We start from the raw sequence: 13,863 nt of genomic DNA, 5'->3' as shown, positions 1-13,863 counted from the left end.
GGACACGCGTCGGCGCACCCCGGGCCGGGGCCCCCGCGCCCCGGCGGGGGCCGGGCGCCCCGCCCCCGTTCGGCCCGCGGCACGGCCTCCGCGGTGCTGCTGCCCGTCTCCCTGGCCTTCTGGCTGGCGGCGCTGCGCGACGTCGACCTGGACGCCATGCGCGACCTGGGCCTGCTCCAGGTGCTGCCGGGGATCTTCTGGGCCGCGCTGGGGCTGCTCACCCTCGGCTTCTGCCTGGCGCTCAGCGACCGGCGGACGCACCGCGGCCTGCTCGCCGCCCACACCCTCGGCCTGATCGCGGTCCTGCACGCCACCCCGACCCTCCTCTACCCCACGCTGCGCTACTCCTGGGCGTGGAAGCACCTGTCGGTGACCGACGCCCGGCTGCGCAACGGCGGCGAGGTGCCGGACGCGGGGAAGCTGTCGGTCTACGACGAGTGGCCCGGGTTCTTCGACCTGAACGGGCTGTTCCTGAGGGCCACCGGACTCGACTCGGGCGTCGGCTACGCGGCCTGGTTCCCCGCCTTCACCAACGCGCTGCTGCTCGGCCCGCTGCTGCTGCTCTACCGCTCCGTCACCCGCGACCCGCGGCTGGTCTGGGGGGCGGTGTGGATCTTCTACTCCTGCTCCTGGGTGGGCCAGGACTACTTCGCCCCGCAGGCCTTCGCCTTCCTGATGTTCGTGACCGTGATCGCCCTGGTGGTGCGCCGCCTGCCCACCTCCGCGGCACCGGCACCGGGAGCGGCACCGGCACCGGGAGCGGCACCGGGACCGGGAGCGGCACCGGGACCGGGGCCCGGGCCGCCGGAGGGCGGCCTGGCGCCGCCCGGCTCGGCGCCGAAGCGGTCCCCGGCCTGGCCTCCGGGGCTGCTGGCCGCGGTGCTGGTCGTGGTGGCCGCCATCGCCGCCTCGCATCCGCTGACGCCGCTGATGCTGGTGAGTGCCCTCGCCCTGCTGGCGCTGCCGCGGCGCAACCGCCGGGTGGTGCTGCCGGTGCTGGCCGGCGCCGTGGTGGCGACCGTCGCCTGGGACACCACCGTGGCCTGGTCGTACATCTCCACCCAACTCGGCGACCTCGTCGGCGCGGTGCTCGAACCGGACGCGAACATCGCCTCCGGCCTGGCGACCCTGGGCACCGCGGCCCCCGGGCAGACCCTGCTGTCCTGGGTCGACCGGATCCTGTCGGCGGCCGTCTTCGTGCTCGCCGCGGTGGGCTTCCTGACCCGGCCCTGGACCCGCCGCACCGGCCTGCCGCTGCTGGTGCTCGCTCCCCTGCTGCTGCTGGCCGTCAACGCCTACGGCGGGGAGATGATCTTCCGGGCGTACCTCTTCGCCCTGCCCGCCGCCGCCCTCCTGGTCTCCGCCGCGCTGCTGCCCCCCACCCCGGGCACCGGGGCGGGGCCGTCGGCCGCGGCCGACGGCGGCCCCCGGGCCCCCGACGCCCCGGCGCTGCGCACCCTCGCCGTCCTGCCGGTGCTCCTCGCCATGCTCGGCGGACTGGTCTTCGGCTACTACGGCAAGGAGGCGGTCAACCGCTTCACCCCGGACGAGGTCGCCGCGGCCCGCTTCGTCACCGACAACGCGCCCCCCGGCTCCAGGATCGTCTCCCTCACCTCCGACGTCCCCGGGCTGGACCGCCTCTACGACCGGCACGAGCGCGTCCAGCTGGCCGCCCAGGACCCGGAGGACAAGCAGCGCCTGGTGCGCGACCCGCTCGACGGCGTCGAGGGGTACGTCTACGGGGCGACCCCGACACGTCCCGCCTATATCGTCCTCAGCCGCGCGCAGACCATGAACTGCTATCTGACCGGGACACTGCCCGCCTCCCTCACCCCGCGGCTGGAGGCGGCGATGGCGGGGGCGGAGGGGTTCACCCGGGTGTGGGACACCGCCGACGCCACGGTCTTCCGCTATGTGACGCCGCCGCCGGACTCCCCGGGAGGAGATGGGAGGTGAACCCCGTGCGCCTGCTCCTCGCCCTGTCCGGCTGGGCCGCCCTCGCCGCGACCGCGCTGCCGCCCGCCTCGGTGCCCCGTACCGCCCTGGTCGCCGCGTTCCTGCTGGTGTGCCCCGGGCTCGCCGCGGTGCGCCCGGGCAGGGCCGCGGCCCTGCGTCACGGCTCGGACCGCACGGCCCTGCTGGAGCAGGCCGTGCTGGCCGTGGTGCTCAGTCTGGCGCTGTCGGCGCTGGTGGCCCTCGGGCTGTTCCTCGCCGGGGTGTTCACCGCCGTGCGGGCGCTGGTGGTGCTGGCCTGTCTGACCTCCGCCCTCGCGCTGCTGCCCCGCCCGCCGCTGCCCCGGCGCACCGGGGGGCGGCCGTGACCGGGGGCGGCCCGCTGCGCCGGGCCGCGCTCGCGCTGCTGCTGGTGCTGCTCGCCGCCTGCGCCGGCGACCGGTCGGCTCCGGCGCCCCGGGGCGGCCCGCCCGCCGGGGACGACTGGCGCACGGTGCTGGCCGAGGACTTCGAGGGCGACCGGCTGGACACCGGCCGGTGGGCGACCTGCTACGACTGGAACGTCGACGGCTGCACCAACGAGGGCAACGACGAGCTCCAGTGGTACCTCCCCGGGCAGGTGTCCGTCTCGGACGGGCGGCTGACGCTGACCGCCGAGCGCCGCGACACCCGGGGCAGCGACGGCGAGGTCTACCCCTGGCGGTCCGGCATGATCTCCACCGGCCGGGACGACTGGTACTCCCGGCCCCGGCAGACCTTCACCTACGGCTACTTCGAGGCGGCCGTCCGCATCCCGGCCGAGCCCGGCATGTTCCCCGCCTTCTGGCTGATGCCCGCGTCGAGGTTCACACCGCCGGAGGTCGACATCATGGAGTTCCTGGGCACCAGCCGGCAGCTGGACATGTACGTGCACTGGCGGGACGCGCAGGGCGCCGAGCAGCGGGCGAACGGCAGTCACGGCCCCGTCGACTTCGCCGCGCGCTCCCATGTGTTCGGCCTGCTGTGGGAGCCGGACCGGCTGGTCTGGTACGTGGACGGCGTGGAGCGCTTCCGTGCCACGGAACCGGAGCAGATCCCGCACGAGCCGATGGAGGTGCTGCTCAACCTCGCGGTCGGGGTGCCCGACCCGCCCCCGGACCAGGTGGACTCGGCGCGGATGACGGTGGACTGGGTGCGCGTCTGGCAGCGCTGATCCGGCAGGACGGGGACCCGGCGGCCCCGGACCCGCCCCGCCTCACCCCCGGGCCGCCGCGCCCCCGGCCGTATGCGGCGGGGGCAGCGCCTCGCAGGGGACGCGCAGCCGCGCCCGCAGACGGCGCCAGGCACGCCAGCCGCGGGTGCGGGCGCCCTCCGGGAAGGGCGCCACGGGCGCGCCCTCGCCCGCCGCCCAGCGGGCGAACTCCGCGGGGCCGGTGTCCGCCCGCAGCATCAGCCGGGCGATCCGCAGGGGCTCGTCGGCGGCGGAGCTGAAGCCCTGCCGGACGGCGGCGGCGGAGGTCCAGCCCGCCCGGGCGGTACGGCGGCGCACGGCGGGACCGGAGTAGCCGTGCGGATAGGCGAAAGCGGTGACGCGGTGCCCCAGTTCGTCCTCGATCCGGCGCCGGCAGCCCTCGATCTCCGGTGCCAGGGCGGCGGGCGGGAGGGTGTCGAGCTGGGGGTGGGTGGCCGTGTGGCCGCCGATCTCGAAGCCCGCCGCGTCGAGTTCCCGGACCCGGTCCCAGTCCAGCATGGCCGCCGGGGGCAGGGGGCCGGGCCCGGCCGTCCGGCCGGGCCGCCGGACGGCGCCGGTGGTGAGGTACAGGGTCGCGGTCAGTCCGCGGGCGGCGAGCAGCGGGGCCACTGTGGTGTGGAAGTCCGCGAAGCCGTCGTCGAAGGTGAGCACGGCGCAGCGGGCGGGCAGCGCCGCGGCGGCGGCCGGGGAGCGCTGGGCGGCCACCAGCCGGCTCAGCGGGACGACGGCCACACCGCGGTCGGCGAGGAGGTCGAGCTGCCGGGCGAACGCACGGGGGCGCACGGTGAACGGCGCGATCCAGGCGGGCGGTTCCTCGCAGACGCTGTGGTAGAGCAGCACGGGGACCGGCGCCGCGGACCGGACCGCCGGACCGGCTCCCGAGGGGCTCACGGGGCGTCCCCGGCCGGCTCGCCGCGGGCCCTGCGGACGGCCCCGGCCAGCAGCCCGGCGCGGCCCACGACATAGCCCGCGACGGTGGCGCCGACGCCCGTGCACAGGGCGGCGAGGACACGCGGGCCGCCGTCGGTCCCCGGGCGCAGGGTCCGTGCGAAGGCCCGGGGCACGGCCGAGCGCAGGTAGGCGCGTTCGCTGGCGAGGGCGGCGCGGCTGCCCCGCAGGCTTGCCACGCGGGCCTTGGAGAGGCCCTCCGCGTAGCAGCGTGCCCGGAAGTAGGTGTGCTGGGCGCGGGCGCCGGGCACCCGGTGGCGGACGGCGGCGCCGGGTTCGTAGAGCAGCACGGCCCCGGGGCTGCGGGCGGCGATGCGCAGGCAGAGTTCGGTCTCCTCGCCGCCGAGCGGTGTCCTGCCGACGCGTCCCAGGTCGGTGCGGAAGCCCCCCGCGGCGAGCACCTCGGCGCGGCGGAAGGACATGTTGGCGCCGATGAAGTTGCGTACCGGCGCGGGGTGTTCGGGCAGCCCCCGGTAGGAGCAGCCGACCACCCAGTCGAACTCGGGCGGGAACCACGCGGGCCGCCCGGTGGTCCACCAGGGCCGGACCAGTCCGCCGACGCCGGCGACCGCGGGGTCGCCGTAGCCCGCGGCCAGGCGGGCGTGCCAGTCGGGGTCGGCCGTGGCGTCGTCGTCGAGGAAGGCGACGACCTCGCCGCGGGCGGCGGCCACCCCGGTGTTGCGGGCCCCGGACAGTCCGCGCCGCTCGTGGCTGGCGAGCACGCGCACCTCGCCCGGGAGCCCGGCGGCGGCCCGCTCGTAGAGCTCGGGGCAGTGGTCGACGACGAGGAGGATCTCGTCGACGGGACGGCTCTGGCGGCGCAGGGAGGCCACGGCGGCCCGGACGTCGTCCCACCGGTCGAGGGTGTAGGCGCAGACCACGACGGAGAAGGTGGGGCTGCTCGATCCGACGATCTCGCGGGTCCTCGTCATGACGCCTCCCGGGGGTCGGCCGGTCCGGTGGCCAGCCAGCGCGCCCGTCCGAGCAGCAGGGGCAGCGCCAGCAGGCACTCCGCCGCCAGCCAGGCGACCCCGGCACCGGTGATCCCCATGACGGGCAGCAGGGCCGTGGTGAGGCCGAGCACCAGCACGCACAGGGCGACCTGGAGTCCGACCGCGAGCCGCAGCCGGCGGCGGGCCCGGGAGACGTCGATGGCGAGGCTGACGACGATGTTGGGCAGGGCGGAGAGGGCCAGCAGGCGCAGCAGGTCGGCGCCGGAGTCGGAGTAGCCCTCGCCGAAGAGGTCGAGGATCAGCGGCGCCCCGGCGACGAGGACCGCGACCCCCGCCCCGAGGAGCAGCGCGGAGTGGCGCATCACCCGCCGCCCGTGCTCCACCAGCCGCTCGGGGCTGCGCACCGCCTCCACCACCAGCGAGCTGCCCAGGTTCCGGGTGACCAGGTAGAGCACGTAGGCCACCACCCAGGCGAGCGAGTAGTAGGCGCTCTGCTCGGGTCCGAGGTGGTTGAGGACGATCAGCGGGACCAGGGTGTAGGCGGCCATCCGGAACAGCGAGCCCGCGTAGTCGGCCGCGGCGTAGCGCACCGGCCGCGCGGGGGGCCTGGCGTCCGGGGAGGTGCGCTCGTGGCGGGGCACCGCGTGGCGCAGCAGCACGACGTTGGCGACGAGCAGCGCGACCACCAGCGCTCCGGCCCAGGAGAGCAGGATGCCGGTGGCCAGGGCGAGCAGCGCGCCCAGTCCCAGCAGCAGGATCTTGACGACGGCGAAGACGATGTTCTCCGCGACCACCCAGCCCGGTCGGCGCAGTGCGGTCAGCGCGCCGTCCTGCATCACGAAGACGGCGTACGCGGCGGTGGCGAGGACGAAGCACAGCGCGGGCAGCGGGGACCGGAGGAAGCCGAGGTCGGGTGCGGCCCTGGGCACGAGGAGCAGGAAGGCGCCCGCGGCCGCGGTGCTGGCGACGGCGCTGACGCCGTAGCAGGTGAGCACCATGCGCCGGGTGTGGCGTCCGGCCGAGGGGGCGAAGCGGATCAGGAAGTCGGAGAGGTTGAGCTGCCCGATGCTGGCGAGCAGCAGCATGGCCGAGAGCGCGGAGTAGCTGAGGCCGACGGCGGCGTCGTCGTACCAGCGGGTGGCGAGGACCCAGAACAGCGCGCCCAGCGCGGCGTTGACCAGGGAGCTGACGGCGAGGAGATGGCCGTTGCGGAGCAGCGGGTCGCGGGAGAAGAGACCGCGGGCGCCCGCGCGGACCGCCGCGGCGAGCGGCCGCGCGGCGGGGGCGGACCGCCGGGGCCCGGACCGGCCGGTCGGGGGTGCTCCCGGGGTGGCGTACACGGTCCCGGCCCTCCTCAGCCCGTGCCGGGGCGGCGGTGGCCGCGGCGCAGGCGGGGGTCGTCGGCGCCGGGGGCGGCCGCGGCGGGGGGTGTGCGGTGGGCGGCGGGGGCCTGCCGGGGGGCGGCGCGGCGGGAGCGGCGGCGGCTGCGGAGGTAGCCGACGGGTCCGTAGGCCATGCCGCGCAGCTCCCGCAGGGCCAGCCGCCGGGAGGGCCCGCGGTCCGGCCCGGGGTGGCCGCCCGCCCGGGCGAGGGCGTGGCGCAGTCCGCCGGGGACGCGGCGCAGCAGGGCCGGGAGCATCCGCGGCTCGTGGGCCATCGCGGCCGCCAGGTAGGCGCCGAGGCCGGAGCCGTAGCCGAAGGCCTGGGCGGCGAGGGCCTCGGGGGTGCGCCGGTGGCGGTGCCAGACGATCGCGTCGGGGGTGTAGGCGAGGCTGCGTCCGCCGACCAGGACGCGGAAGAAGGCGAGGAGGTCGTCGCCGCCGTGCGCGGGTGTGCCCGTCCCGGTGGCGGGGTCGAACCCGCCCATGTCGCGGAGGAGTTCGGTGCGGAAGGCCATGTTGGTGCCGGAACCGAAGCGTCCGGCGGTGAACGGGAACAGGGGGTCGGCGGGCGGGTCGCGCAGGGACCAGATCCGGGGCGCGAAGCCCTTGCCGAAGGCCCCGTGCCGCTCCAGGGCCGCCTGGGCCGCGGTGCGCAGCTCGGCGGGGACGATCAGGCCGGTGACGCAGCCGGTCTCCGGGTCGGCGCGGAAGGCGGCGGCCAGGGCGGCGGGCCAGCCGGGGTCGACCAGGGTGTCGTCGTCGGTGAAGGCCGCCAGGGGCGTGCGGACCGCGGCCAGGCCGCGGTTGTGCGCACGGGCGAGGCCGGGGACGGGTTCGCGGAGGTAGCGGACGCGGGTGGCGTAGCGGGTGCGCACCAGGCGCTCGGTGCTGTCGTCGGACGGCGCGTTGTCGACCACGATCACCTCGGCGGGCGGCGGGTCGGCGGCCAGGAGCGAGTCCAGGCAGGAGCGCAGGAGTCCGGTGCGGTCGCGGGTGGCGACGACGACGCCGACCTGCGGGCGGGGCTCGCCCGCGCGGGGCGGGACGGGCGCCAGGACGGAGGCGGGGGTGCGGGCGGCTCCGGGCAGTTCGCGGCGGGCGCTGTCGGCGAGCGCCCGCCACAGGTCCCGGGGGCCCTCGGCGGTGGCGGTCACGGTGCCCAGGGGCCTGCCGTGGAGCCGGACGAGGGCGAGGGCGGGGCCGGTGGGGTCGCGGCGCGGGGGGCGGCCGCCGGGGGCGCGGAACTCGCCGGGCCGGGCGAGGTCGATGTCCACGACCGTGACGGCCCGGAAGGCGTCCCCGGCCCGGCCGGCGGGCGGCGCGGGGCGGGCACGGGAGGGGGGACCGGCAGGGGCGGGCGAGGTCACGGGGCGCTCCGGGCGGGGACGCGGGGGTGGGCGCCGGGGCGCTCGGAGAGCAGGGTGCGCAGGATGCGGGTGCCGTCGGAGACGGCGTGGAGGTTGGACGAGCCGCTGCGGCGGGGCAGTTCGAGGCTGGGGACCTCCGCGATCCGCAGTCCGCTGCGCAGCGCGTGCACGATCATCTCCGCCTCGATCTCGAAGCCGACGGCATGCAGGTCGAGTTGGTCGAGGAAGGGGCGCCGGAAGGCGCAGAAGCCGTAGCAGAGGTCGGTGAGCGAGGCGCCGTAGAGCCGGTTGACGACCGACAGCAGGCCGCGGTTGCCGAGCCTGCGGATCCGGGTGAGGTCCAGGGACCCGCCGCCCGCGACGAAGCGCGAGCCCTTGACGAAGTCGTAGCCGTGCTGGAGGAAGTGCAGGAAGTGGGGGATCTCGGCGGGCGACATGCTGCCGTCCGCGTCCATCATCACCACGTACTCCCCGCGTGCCGCGAGGAAGCCGGTGCGCAGGGCGTTGCCCTTGCCGGGGCCGGACTGGGGGAGGAGGCGGACGCCCGGCATGCACTCGGCCGCCATGCGGACGGTCGCGTCGCTGGAGTCCCCGTCGATCAGCAGGACCTCGTCAACGCAGTCGGGGATCTGCTCGAAGACCCAGGGGATGTTGCGCGCCTCGTTCCGCGCCGGGACGACCAGGCTCACCGTGCACGGTGGCGGGGTCCGGTCCTCGGCACGGCGCAGCGGGTGGGGGGCGGGGTCGGTGGATCGGCGCAGCGGGTGGCCGTCGGGGGACGGGGGCGCGTCGGCGGTGGCGGGGAGCCGGGTCGGGCGGGTGGTCATGATCTCTCCGGGATCGCATCGGTGCACGGGGTGTGGTGCCGTGCCACGGAGGTCGTCCGCTGGAGTCCAGGCACTGAGGCTCTGTACGTTTACGCTGTATACATACACTTTCGCCCCGATTGCCCCTAGGGTCAAGAGCTGCTCGTACCGTGACGGATCGGACACCCGATGAAGGCGGCCCCCATGCACCAGGACCCGGCCTCCGGCGCGCCGGAGCACGGCCCGCGCCCGGCGCGCAGACGGAGCGACCGGGGCCGCTACGGCCGCCTCAACCGCGAACGGGTGCTGGGCACCGCCCTGGAGCTGGTGGACCGCGAGGGGCTGTCGGCCCTGAGCATGCGGCGCCTGGGGGCGGAGCTGGGCGTGGAGGCCATGGCGCTGTACCGCTACGCGGAGGGGAAGGAAGGGCTGCTCGACGGCCTGGTGGAGGCCTTCTTCACGGAGCTGCACGCCCGTCTGGACGCGGCGGCGCCCGCCGCGGCGAGGGTCCCGGGGGCCGGCGGGGAGCAGGGCACGGCGCGGGCGGACGGCCCCGGGGACGGCGGGAGACCGCACTGGCGGGCCGAGCTGCACCGGATGGCCGCGGGCACCTACCGCCTGGCCCTGGACCACCCCCAGGTCGTGCCGCTGCTGGCCACCCGGATGCTCGCCGTGCCCCTGGCGCGGCGGCCCGCGGCGGTCCTGGAGCAGCACGAGCGGGTCCTGGCGCTGCTGCGGGAGGCGGGCCTCGACGGGGCGGGCTCGGCCGCGGCCTTCCGCGCCTACTCGGGCTGGGTGCTCGGCTACGTCCTCGTGGAGTTGCGGGCGGTGGTCGACGACCCGGACGAGCCCGATCCGGCGTTCCGCCTCGGCCTGCACCGGATCCCCGCCCGGGAGCTGCCGCTGCTGCGCGCCACCGCGCCGTCCCTCGCGGAGCGGGCGGGCCCCCGGGACCTGGCCGCGGGGCTGGACGCCCTGCTCGACCGGTTCACCCCTGCGGAGAAGTGAACCGGTTCACCCCTTCGAATGACCGAGACGCGGAACCGCGACCCCCCTGCGAACGTTCTTCCGGATATCGGCACAGAGGATCGGGGGGCCGTGATGACGAACGACCGGCCCGCCTGGGGCGGGAGCGACCGCGCCGGAGCGGCGGCCAAGCTCATGCTCGCCTGGGTCGCCCTGTTGTGGGCACTGGAGGCGGTGGACGCGATCACGGGCCACGCCCTGGATCCCTACGGCATCACGCCCCGGCAGAGCTCGGAGCTGGCGGACGTGGTGCCCGCGGCCTTCCTCCACTTCGGCTTCGCCCATGTCGCCGCCAACAGCATCCCGCTGCTGGTGATGGGCTTCCTCGCCGCGCTCGGGGGCATCCGCCGCTTCCTCGCCGTCGCCCTGCTGATCATCGTGGCGGACGGCCTGGCGGTCTGGCTGGTCTCCCCGGCGGGCACCAACACGGCGGGGGCCTCGGGCCTGGTGTTCGGCCTCTTCGGCTACCTCCTCGGGCGCGGCGTCGTGGAGCGCAAGCCCAGGGACATCGCCGTGGCGGTGCTGGTGGGCGCCGTGTGGGGAGGCGCCGTCCTGGCGGGGATATCCCCCACCGACACCCAGGTGAGCTGGCAGGCGCACCTCTTCGGGCTGCTGGCGGGGGTGGCGGCGGCCTTCGCCCTCCGCGACCGGGGGCGGGCGCCCGCGCGGGGCTGAGCGCGCCGGGCCCGGGGCGTCCCGGCGTGCGGGGCCCGTCGCCCGGGCCGGACCCGGGGGCGCCAGGCCCGGGGGTGGCGGGCCGCCCCGGAGGTGGCGGCAGGGCCCGGGGGTGGCGCCCGCTCACACCGTCAGGCCGCGCACCACCAGGTCCAGCAGGGCGCACACGAAGAGCGCGATACCGATGAAGCCGTTCACGGTGAAGAAGGCGCGGTTCAGCCGGGAGAGGTCGTGGGGCCGCACGATGGAGTGCTCGTAGACGAAGGCCGCGGCCACGATCGCCAGCCCCAGCCACAGGAAGGCGCCCGCCCCGGTGGCCAGCGCGTACCAGACGAACAGCCCCATGGTGACGGCGTGGCACCCGCGCGCGCCGTACAGCGCCGCCGGGATGCCGAAGCGGGCGGGCACGGACTGCACGCCGTGGGCGCGGTCCGCCTGGACGTCCTGGCAGGCGAAGATCAGGTCGAAGCCGCCGATCCAGACGCCCACCGCGAGGCCCAGCACGACCGCGTCCCAGGACCACGCCCCGGTGACCGCGATCCAGGCGCCGACCGGCCCCATGGCCTGCGCCAGCCCCAGGATCGCGTGCGGGAAGTCGGTGAACCGCTTGCCGTAGGGGTAGACCACCATCGGCACCACGGCGACCGGGGCGAGCGCCAGGCACAGCGGGTTGAGCAGCGCGGCGGCGCCCAGGAAGACCGCGAGCGCGATCAGTGCACCGGTCCACGCCGAGCGCACCGAGACCGCCCCGGTGACCAGCTCGCGGGAGGCGGTGCGCGGATTGCGGGCGTCGATCTCCCGGTCGATGATCCGGTTGCAGGCCATGGCGAAGGTCCGCAGCCCGACCATCGCCACCGTGACGAGGAGCAGCTCCCCCCAGTGCACGGTGCCGTCCGTCCGGAACATCGCGGTCAGCGCCGCGATGTAGGCGAAGGGCAGCGCGAAGACCGAGTGCTCGATCATCACCAGCCGGAGGAACGCCCGGGTGCGCCCGGGCTGCGGGACGGCCGCTGCGGCAGAGGTCACGAGAGTCCGTACTCCTTCCAGCGGCGGTCCACCAGCGCCGCCGTCGCCGGGTCGGAGACCACCATCTCGGGCCACCCGCCATCGCGGGTGTAGCCCTCCTCGGGGAGCTTGCGGGTCGCGTCGATACCGGCCTTGCCGCCCCAGAACTGCTGGTAGGAGGCGTGGTCCAGATGGTCGACCGGCCCCTCGACGACCGTGAGGTCGCGCGCGTAGTCGGTGTTCCCGAGGGCCCGCCAGGAGACCTCGTGGAGGTCGTGGACGTCGCAGTCCGCGTCCACGACGACGATCAGCTTGGTCAGCGACATCATGTGCGCGCCCCAGATGGCGTGCATCACCTTCTGCGCGTGCTTCGGGTACTTCTTGTCGATCGAGACGATCGCGCAGTTGTGGAAGCCGCCCGACTCCGGCAGGTGGTAGTCCACGATGTCCGGAACGATGATCTTGAGCAGCGGCAGGAAGAAGCGCTCGGTGGCGCGGCCCAGCGGCCCGTCCTCCGTCGGCGGCCGTCCCACCACGATGGACTGGAGCAGCGGCCGCCTGCGCATGGTGACGCAGTCGATGGTCAGCGCGGGGAACGGCTCCTGCGGCGTGTAGAAGCCGGTGTGGTCGCCGAAGGGGCCCTCGGGCAGCATCTTCCCGGGCTCCAGCCAGCCCTCCAGCACGACCTCCGCGTCGGCCGGGACCTGGAGGGGCACGGTCCGGCAGTCCACCATCTCGATCCGCCGGCCCGCGACGAACCCGGCGAACAGGTACTCGTCGATGTCCCCGGGCAGCGGAGCGGTGGAGGCGTAGGTCACGGCGGGCGGGCAGCCGAAGGCGATCGCGACCGGCAGCCGCTCGCCCCGCCGGGCGGCGACCTGGTAGTGGTTCCGGCTGTCCTTGTGGATCTGCCAGTGCATGCCGATGGTGCGCCGGTCGTGCCGCTGGAGGCGGTAGAGGCCCAGGTTGCGGATGCCGGTGCCGGGGTCCTTGGTGTGGGTGAGCCCCAGGTTGAAGAAGGAGCCGCCGTCCTGGGGCCAGGTGAACAGGGCGGGCAGGGCGTCGAGGTCGACGTCCTCGCCCGTGAGGACCACCTCCTGGACCGGCGCGTCCTTCACCTTCTTCGGCGGGACGTGCACCATCGAGCCCAGCTTGCCGAAGGCCTCGCGCACCCCGACGAAGCCGTGCGGCAGCTCGGGCTTGAGCAGCCCGCCGATCTTCTCCCCGATCTCGGCGTAGGAGGACAGGCCCAGGGCCTTCAGCAGGCGCCGGTCGGTACCGAAGACGTTCATCGCCAGCGGCATCGAGGAACCGCGGACGTTCTCGAACAGCAGCGCCGGTCCGCCCGCCTTGTTCACCCGGTCGACGATCTCCCCGACCTCCAGGTACGGATCGACCTCGGCCTTGATGCGCTTGAGGTCCCCCTCGCGCTCCAGGGCGCGGAGCAGGGAGCGAAGATCGTCGTAAGCCATGCCGTCCAGTATCCGGCACGCACTACCCTGGAGCTGTCACGGGGGCCGCCCGGCCGGTCCCGAGCTCTGTTGCGCAGGGGGTCGGCCATGCTTCGGGTCCTGATGTTTCTGGTGCCTCTGGCGCTCAGCATCTACGCCTTCATCGACTGCATCACCACGGACGAGAAGGACGTCAGGTACATCCCCAAGCCCCTGTGGGCCATTCTGGTGCTGCTGTTCCCGCTCGTGGGGTCCGTCTCCTGGCTGATCGTGGGCAAGGACCGCGCGGCGCTCCAGCGCTCCGCGGGCCGCCGCGGCTGGGTCGCCCCGGACGACAACCCCGAGTTCCTGAAGTCCCTGGGCGAGAAGCGCACTGGCGACGAGGAGCAGCCGGAGCCCCCGAAGAACAGGGAGGACGCGGTGGAGGGCGACGACCCGGACAACCGCCCCCGCCCCTGAGCCCGCCGCACCCGACGCCCCGCCACCGCCGACCGCGAGGAACTCCGTGACCCCCTACCGGCAGTGGCTCGCCACCGCGCTCGCCGAGGCCCGCACCGGCCTGGCGGAAGGCGGTCTGCCGATCGGCGCCGCGCTCTACACGGCCGACGGCACCCTGCTGGGCCGCGGCCGCAACCGGCGCGTCCAGGACGGCGACCCCTCGATGCACGCGGAGACCGCCGCCTTCCGCGCGGCGGGGCGGCAGCGCACCTACCGCGGCACCACGATGGTGACCACCCTGTCCCCCTGCTGGTACTGCAGCGGCCTGGTCCGCCAGTTCGGCATCTCCCGCGTCGTGATCGGCGAGGCGCGGACCTTCCACGGCGGCCACGACTGGCTCGCCGAGCACGGCGTGGAGGTGGTCCTCCTCGACGACGCGGAGTGCGCCGCGATGATGGGCGCCTTCGTCGCGGAACACCCCGGGCTCTGGCACGAGGACATCGGGGACTGACCCACCCCCCCTCCCGCGCGCCACGGCCTCCGCCGGACCGGGGACCGGGCGCGCCCCTCTCCGGACCCGCCCCTCCCGCCCGCCTCGGCGGCCGACCCGCCGCCCGGTTCCGCGGCC

The 13,863-nt window shown here is 75.6% G+C and carries 14 protein-coding genes; 7 read left to right on the top strand and 7 right to left on the bottom strand.

Going from position 1 to position 13,863, the window contains the following annotated elements:
• Positions 1-93 precede the first annotated feature (93 nt).
• Genes ACGF15_RS16210 through ACGF15_RS16200 form a run of 3 tightly spaced genes read left to right on the top strand, consistent with a single transcriptional unit; the run spans position 94 to position 3,145 of the window.
• On the top strand, positions 94-1,956 hold the full coding sequence (locus ACGF15_RS16210) for a glycosyltransferase (protein ID WP_392799560.1): 1,863 nt from the start codon (positions 94-96) through the stop codon (positions 1,954-1,956).
• Positions 1,953-2,321 carry a hypothetical protein gene (locus ACGF15_RS16205; protein WP_360643394.1) on the top strand — a complete coding sequence of 123 codons (369 nt, stop codon included), beginning with the start codon at positions 1,953-1,955 and terminating at the stop codon, positions 2,319-2,321. Before ACGF15_RS16210 ends, ACGF15_RS16205 begins: the two co-directional genes overlap by 4 nt.
• Positions 2,318-3,145, top strand: coding sequence for a family 16 glycosylhydrolase (locus ACGF15_RS16200; protein WP_392799557.1), 828 nt, complete (start codon positions 2,318-2,320; stop codon positions 3,143-3,145). The genes ACGF15_RS16205 and ACGF15_RS16200 overlap by 4 nt, the downstream gene beginning before the upstream one ends.
• Positions 3,146-3,187: 42 nt before the next feature.
• Here ACGF15_RS16200 and ACGF15_RS16195 read toward each other — a convergent pair whose 3' ends face one another.
• From ACGF15_RS16195 to ACGF15_RS16175, 5 genes are read right to left on the bottom strand one after another with little or no spacing between them, the layout of a single operon-like run.
• Complete coding sequence (locus ACGF15_RS16195; RefSeq protein WP_392799554.1) at positions 3,188-4,075, bottom strand: polysaccharide deacetylase family protein; 888 nt, start codon at positions 4,073-4,075, stop codon at positions 3,188-3,190.
• The gene (locus tag ACGF15_RS16190) at positions 4,072-5,064 is read right to left on the bottom strand and encodes a glycosyltransferase family 2 protein (RefSeq protein ID WP_345616041.1); all 993 of its coding nucleotides are present in this window, start codon (positions 5,062-5,064) and stop codon (positions 4,072-4,074) included. The genes ACGF15_RS16195 and ACGF15_RS16190 overlap by 4 nt, the downstream gene beginning before the upstream one ends.
• Entirely contained in the window at positions 5,061-6,425 is a 1,365-nt protein-coding gene (locus ACGF15_RS16185) for a teichoic acid transporter (RefSeq protein WP_345616040.1), read from the bottom strand. Before ACGF15_RS16185 ends, ACGF15_RS16190 begins: the two co-directional genes overlap by 4 nt.
• A 14-nt stretch (positions 6,426-6,439) precedes the next feature.
• On the bottom strand, positions 6,440-7,834 hold the full coding sequence (locus tag ACGF15_RS16180) for a glycosyltransferase family 2 protein (RefSeq protein ID WP_392799549.1): 1,395 nt from the start codon (positions 7,832-7,834) through the stop codon (positions 6,440-6,442).
• Positions 7,831-8,661 (bottom strand): glycosyltransferase family 2 protein, encoded by an 831-nt coding sequence (locus ACGF15_RS16175; RefSeq protein WP_345616038.1) that lies wholly within the window; start codon positions 8,659-8,661, stop codon positions 7,831-7,833. Before ACGF15_RS16175 ends, ACGF15_RS16180 begins: the two co-directional genes overlap by 4 nt.
• Before the next feature lie 183 nt (positions 8,662-8,844).
• Between ACGF15_RS16175 and ACGF15_RS16170 the strand changes: the two genes are divergently transcribed.
• Together ACGF15_RS16170 and ACGF15_RS16165 are read left to right on the top strand one after the other, a co-directional pair.
• Positions 8,845-9,648, top strand: coding sequence for a TetR family transcriptional regulator (locus ACGF15_RS16170; protein WP_392799546.1), 804 nt, complete (start codon positions 8,845-8,847; stop codon positions 9,646-9,648).
• A gap of 93 nt (positions 9,649-9,741) precedes the next feature.
• Positions 9,742-10,341 carry a rhomboid family intramembrane serine protease gene (locus ACGF15_RS16165; RefSeq protein WP_392799543.1) on the top strand — a complete coding sequence of 200 codons (600 nt, stop codon included), beginning with the start codon at positions 9,742-9,744 and terminating at the stop codon, positions 10,339-10,341.
• A 123-nt stretch (positions 10,342-10,464) separates the two neighbouring features.
• Here the strand turns inward: ACGF15_RS16165 and mqnP are convergent, their stop codons facing one another.
• Together mqnP and ACGF15_RS16155 are read right to left on the bottom strand one after the other, a co-directional pair.
• Positions 10,465-11,367, bottom strand: coding sequence for a menaquinone biosynthesis prenyltransferase MqnP (mqnP, locus tag ACGF15_RS16160; RefSeq protein WP_256526806.1), 903 nt, complete (start codon positions 11,365-11,367; stop codon positions 10,465-10,467).
• Positions 11,364-12,818 (bottom strand): menaquinone biosynthesis decarboxylase, encoded by a 1,455-nt coding sequence (locus ACGF15_RS16155; RefSeq protein ID WP_345616035.1) that lies wholly within the window; start codon positions 12,816-12,818, stop codon positions 11,364-11,366. Before ACGF15_RS16155 ends, mqnP begins: the two co-directional genes overlap by 4 nt.
• An 87-nt stretch (positions 12,819-12,905) precedes the next feature.
• Between ACGF15_RS16155 and ACGF15_RS16150 the strand changes: the two genes are divergently transcribed.
• On the top strand, positions 12,906-13,256 hold the full coding sequence (locus ACGF15_RS16150; protein WP_392799538.1) for a PLD nuclease N-terminal domain-containing protein: 351 nt from the start codon (positions 12,906-12,908) through the stop codon (positions 13,254-13,256).
• 46 nt (positions 13,257-13,302) lie between these two features.
• Positions 13,303-13,746 carry a nucleoside deaminase gene (locus ACGF15_RS16145; protein ID WP_345616032.1) on the top strand — a complete coding sequence of 148 codons (444 nt, stop codon included), beginning with the start codon at positions 13,303-13,305 and terminating at the stop codon, positions 13,744-13,746.
• Positions 13,747-13,863: the final 117 nt, after the last annotated feature.

Source organism: Streptomyces sp. NPDC048001 (assembly GCF_043203115.1).
Lineage (GTDB): Bacteria > Actinomycetota > Actinomycetes > Streptomycetales > Streptomycetaceae > Streptomyces > Streptomyces sanyensis.
The sequence above is the reverse complement of the archived record's forward strand: the minus strand, read 5'-3'. Positions and strand labels throughout refer to the sequence as shown.